Annotated in this window: 4 protein-coding genes; 1 reads left to right on the top strand and 3 read right to left on the bottom strand. The window is 58.2% G+C overall.

Features of this window, described 5'->3' with window-relative positions; translation table 11 throughout:
• The first annotated feature begins 330 nt into the window (after positions 1-330).
• On the top strand, positions 331-498 hold the full coding sequence (locus AC1DH9_RS24060) for a helix-turn-helix domain-containing protein (RefSeq protein ID WP_427536687.1): 168 nt from the start codon (positions 331-333) through the stop codon (positions 496-498).
• A gap of 365 nt (positions 499-863) precedes the next feature.
• On the opposite strand, the gene AC1DH9_RS24065 is transcribed toward AC1DH9_RS24060, so the two are convergent.
• From AC1DH9_RS24065 to AC1DH9_RS24075, 3 genes are read right to left on the bottom strand one after another with little or no spacing between them, the layout of a single operon-like run.
• Positions 864-1733 carry a TauD/TfdA family dioxygenase gene (locus AC1DH9_RS24065; protein ID WP_427536685.1) on the bottom strand — a complete coding sequence of 290 codons (870 nt, stop codon included), beginning with the start codon at positions 1731-1733 and terminating at the stop codon, positions 864-866.
• Positions 1734-1745: 12 nt separating this feature from the next.
• The gene (locus tag AC1DH9_RS24070; protein WP_427536683.1) at positions 1746-3278 is read right to left on the bottom strand and encodes an AMP-binding protein; all 1533 of its coding nucleotides are present in this window, start codon (positions 3276-3278) and stop codon (positions 1746-1748) included.
• The gene (locus AC1DH9_RS24075) at positions 3275-3883 is read right to left on the bottom strand and encodes a thermostable hemolysin (protein ID WP_477808902.1); all 609 of its coding nucleotides are present in this window, start codon (positions 3881-3883) and stop codon (positions 3275-3277) included. Before AC1DH9_RS24075 ends, AC1DH9_RS24070 begins: the two co-directional genes overlap by 4 nt.
• Positions 3884-4215 lie beyond the last annotated feature (332 nt).

The raw sequence follows: 4215 nt of genomic DNA on the forward strand, positions 1-4215 counted from the left end.
GAATTACGTCGCGCCGGGACGTTCGGTAACAATAGGGTGTGCTTAGGAAACGGCTGCAAACCAGAGCCGAAATTTGATTCACCCCCTCTCTTGGGCCGAATGGTTTGAGCTGGAAGGTGCCCCAGGTGACATCAATGAGGGGCGCTTGATCATTCCCTRGCAGCGAGCCATGCCTCTTCCTTCGCCGTATGACCTGAGTAGGCACCCGGACACTTTGCAGAAAACGCAATGTCGGGCATTTCAACGCTGGCTGATTGGCCGAGGGAGAGCACAAGAGGAAATTTCTGATTCCTTGATTTGACGTGATGTTGTTCACGCCGGGGGGCTTTTGTGCTGATCGAAAACCATTGCCCGATCTGCGCGGCGGCGACCGCGTGCCAGGGTTTCTGCCGTGCCGAATTGAATGTGTTCGAGCAGGTTCTGCAAGCCAGGGTTGAACGTGTGGAGCACATTCTGATGAATGCCCGCCGTTGCGCTTATCGCATTACACCGGTCTGAAGAGCCCCGAGACCTTCAATCGGTCCTGGCCACAAACTTGATCCTCAAGCGGGGCGGGTGGCAATTGTTCGATCAAGGTGCGGCGGTGCATCTGCGCCGGGTTGCGTGACAGCGGGTTACCGGCGGTGATGCCACCGTGTTTGGCGGGCGAGGCTTTGCCGTAGGCGTTGCGGGCCTGCGCATGGCGGTAGGTGATAGGTGCCGATGGGGGGCGCGCACAACGAGCCGTGCGCCGATGCGGGGATCGAGCGCACGACTTCGGCACCTACAGGCTGAAGTCGCCGTTGCGGTCAATCAGTTGATGACCGTGGTTGTCGACGAAACGCTCGTACAGGCCTTCGATGAGTGATTCGTCATGGCGAGCATTACCGATAGCTCAGCGCATTGAAGATGCGACGCTGGTCATCGATGATCGCCTGCCGGCCATGCATGACCCGACGGTTGTCGATCATCACCAGGTCCAGGTCCTGCCAACCCACGGAGTGCGTGTTGCGTTCGGTGACCTCGGTAATCTCCGCCAGCAGGTCGGCGGAAATCTCTTCGCCGTTCTCGAAATCGATCACCGGTTTTTCGTAGTTGAAGGACGGCCCGAGAATGCTGTTGGCGAAGGCCGGATGCTCACAGAAGCTGGAGATCTGGCACGCCGGGACACTGTAGGCATAGGCCACGCAATCGGTGTCCGGGTTGTATTCCATCCGGGTGTTGGGGTCCTGGCCGATGATCTCGTTCAGGTGCTCGAAGCTGGCGTCTTCCAGCTGCTGGATTTCCGGTTTGTAGTAGCTGACGATCTTGCGCCACTTTTCGCCCGTCACCGTGCGGCGGTAGCGGATACGGGTGTTCTCGAAGCGCTGACGGGCCTCTTCGCTGAGTTCCTGGTAAACCTTCACCCCATCGCACAAAGTGGTTTGCGAACCTTTGGTGGGGGCGATCTCGCAGAAGAACCACGTCAGGTCGGGCCAGATCGGCGCGTTGCCGTTTTCGCAGTGCAGGCCTACGGCGTCGGTGCCGGCGTCGACCAGTTGTGCGACGCCTTTGGCGATCACGCGGCCCGGGTCCAGGCTCAGGCGCGAGCTGTGTTTTTTCACGAAGGCACCGAACTCGTCCAGCGACTGGATGCAGTTGCGGAAGATAATCACGCCGGCGTTCGAAAGCTCTTCGAAAACCGTCGCAGTGTCGGCGTTCAAGGCATACGCGCGATCGGTGATGACGCTCGCCTGATAAATGGATTGAGTCATGTCGCTAGTCCTTTAGTGAGTACATGTCTGACGATGCAGGTCGGTGGCGTGGGCTCTACGGGCCGGTCCATTGAGGGCGTAGAGGCTTTGCAACTGCGGAGTGTCCGGCGCCAGTGGCCAGATGGCCTGCGGCAGCTCGACTTCCGAGAAGCGCTGTTGCGCCCAGTCCTGGGTATGCTGGTGATCGAATTGCGGTCCGACGCTGAGCATGATCGCCAGTTGCCCATCTGCGGTCATGAACATCAGCGCATCGTTCACGCCGGTTTGCTCTTTGAACTCCAGCTCGATTTGTTCCGGAGAAACGTTGCGGCCATTGGGCAGGCAGATGATGTTTTTCTCGCGTCCGGTGATGAACAGGAAACCCTCGTCATCGAACTCGCCGATATCACCGGTGCGCAGCCAGCCATCCTCGGTGAAAGAGCAGGCGCTCGGATCGACCCACGAGTAGCCCTGGAACATCGAGCTGCTTTTGATTTCTACCCGTTGCTGATCCGTCACCCGGACCTGGACGTGCGGCAGGGGTTTGCCAACGCTGCCGAGCTTGCTGTTGGCCGGGGTGTTGACGCTCACCACCGAACCGTTCTCGCTCAATCCGTAACCTTGATGAACCTGAATACCCTGCGCGCTCAGGCGCTGCAGTTTTTCGCTGCTGATCGGAGCGCCACCGGCGGTGATGTACAACTCGTTGCGCAGCAACGACAGCAGCTCCGCGTCAGTGTTCTGCTCGGCCACTTCAAGGAGCACGTCGAGCATGATCGGCGGTACGGTCACCGCGCTTGCCCGGGTTCTGAGCAGTTGCGCCAGAATCGCCGAGGTGTTGTAGCCCGCCTCACCGATCAGCGGCGTTTGCTCGTCGAGGAAGTACACCGTGCCGCCGGACAGCAGCGGCAGGTAGACCGCCGTGATCTGTTCGATCAACAGGCTCAACGGCACCACCGACAGGTAGCGTTTCTGCACGGCGGCCGGGACCACATCGATTAGCGATTGCAGCACGGCGCTCAGTCCGCCGAGACTTTGCTTCACGCCTTTGGGCTTGCTGGTGGTGCCGGAGGTGTGGATGACTTTGCAGGTCCATTCCGCATCGGCGCTGTCGATGAAGCCTGGGCCCGCAGGCACCGCAAGCGAGGTCTCGAGTGCGCTGGGCACATGGATCAGGCGGCTGGCGTTCAGGTCGATTTCCCAGCGCTTTTCCAGCGTTTCCCGGCCTTTGTCATCGACCAGGAAGCCCGAGCATTCGAAGGCCAGGTGTTCGGCCTGGTACTTGCTGAAACCCAACGGCAGCGGCAAGGAGGTGAAGCCGAAGAGCAGGCAGGCGAAGTCGGCAATGACCCAGTCGCTGCTGTTGCGCATGACAATGCCGATGGTGCGCTTTTCGTCGGTGAACTGACGGTTCATGTGTTGCCCAAGCTGCCGGGCATGTTCCAGCACCTGGGTGTAGGTCAGGCGGCGCCCGCCCGTGCCGTCCGCCGCAGGAATATCGACGACGCAGACGGCATCCGGTGTGCGTTGGGCCTGGGCCAGCAAGTCTTCGACGAAATGCGTCATGCTGCTTGCTCACTCTGCACGTCGAGTCGGAAAACGGTCTTGAGGACGGTCTCGTGATAGTGATGCTTCATCTCGCTCAGCTTGATGTAGCCGGTGATGGGCGTCTGCTCGTAGTAGGACCCCCATTCGACTTCCGCTTGGGGAGTCATGCGTTGCGGGTCGGCATCGCAGATCTTGTTGACCTYGACGTTGCAGTGGCCCATCGATTTGATCAATTGGGGTGTACAGGTGCACAGCACGTAGCGTGCGCCCATGCACCAGGTCACCATTGAGAGCATGTTGAACAGGGTCTGGCCGGCAGCTGAATTGATCGATGCGGTATTGCCGATTTCGACGATGCTGTCGCGTTCGATCCGGGTGTTGGTGATGCGCGACAGCGTCTCCTCGGACGGTGAGTCCAGATAACATTCGGACAATAGAGGGCCTGACTTGGCGAAACTAAAACCGGCACACGACTGAATGGAGTCATTGTTATCGAATACGATTAGAAAGTACTCGGGAGATGGCTCGATGATGGCGTTAAAGGCTTTCATGTACCGACGTTTAACAAAGTCAACGGCGGACTTCCAGAGTAGGGTGTTGCGTTTGGCTACTTGAGTACGCATGCAAGTTTTCCTTTCTTTTCTGCGTGGAACGATAGACGGGTTGTTTTGGTACAACAGTGCTAAAGCCTCTTGTTGTTACGGCAACAGGGGGCTTATCCATGCCCTATGTAATAGCGTGGCTTAATCAACTGATTGGCTTGATTTTTATAGTGTTTTATTGAGTTTTGACGATTTTTCAGGCTGCCACACGCGTCCGCAGAAAACGCCACAAGGGTATGTGCGGTTTTTCTGAACGGAAGATACGGGCGAGGTTTGGCGTGTCAGCGTGTAGCGAATCCTTCCGATGGATTAATGAGATAGCGTCCTGCTTGGCGTGGCGTTTTATCATGAGC

Source organism: Pseudomonas sp. 05T35, assembly GCF_056396605.1.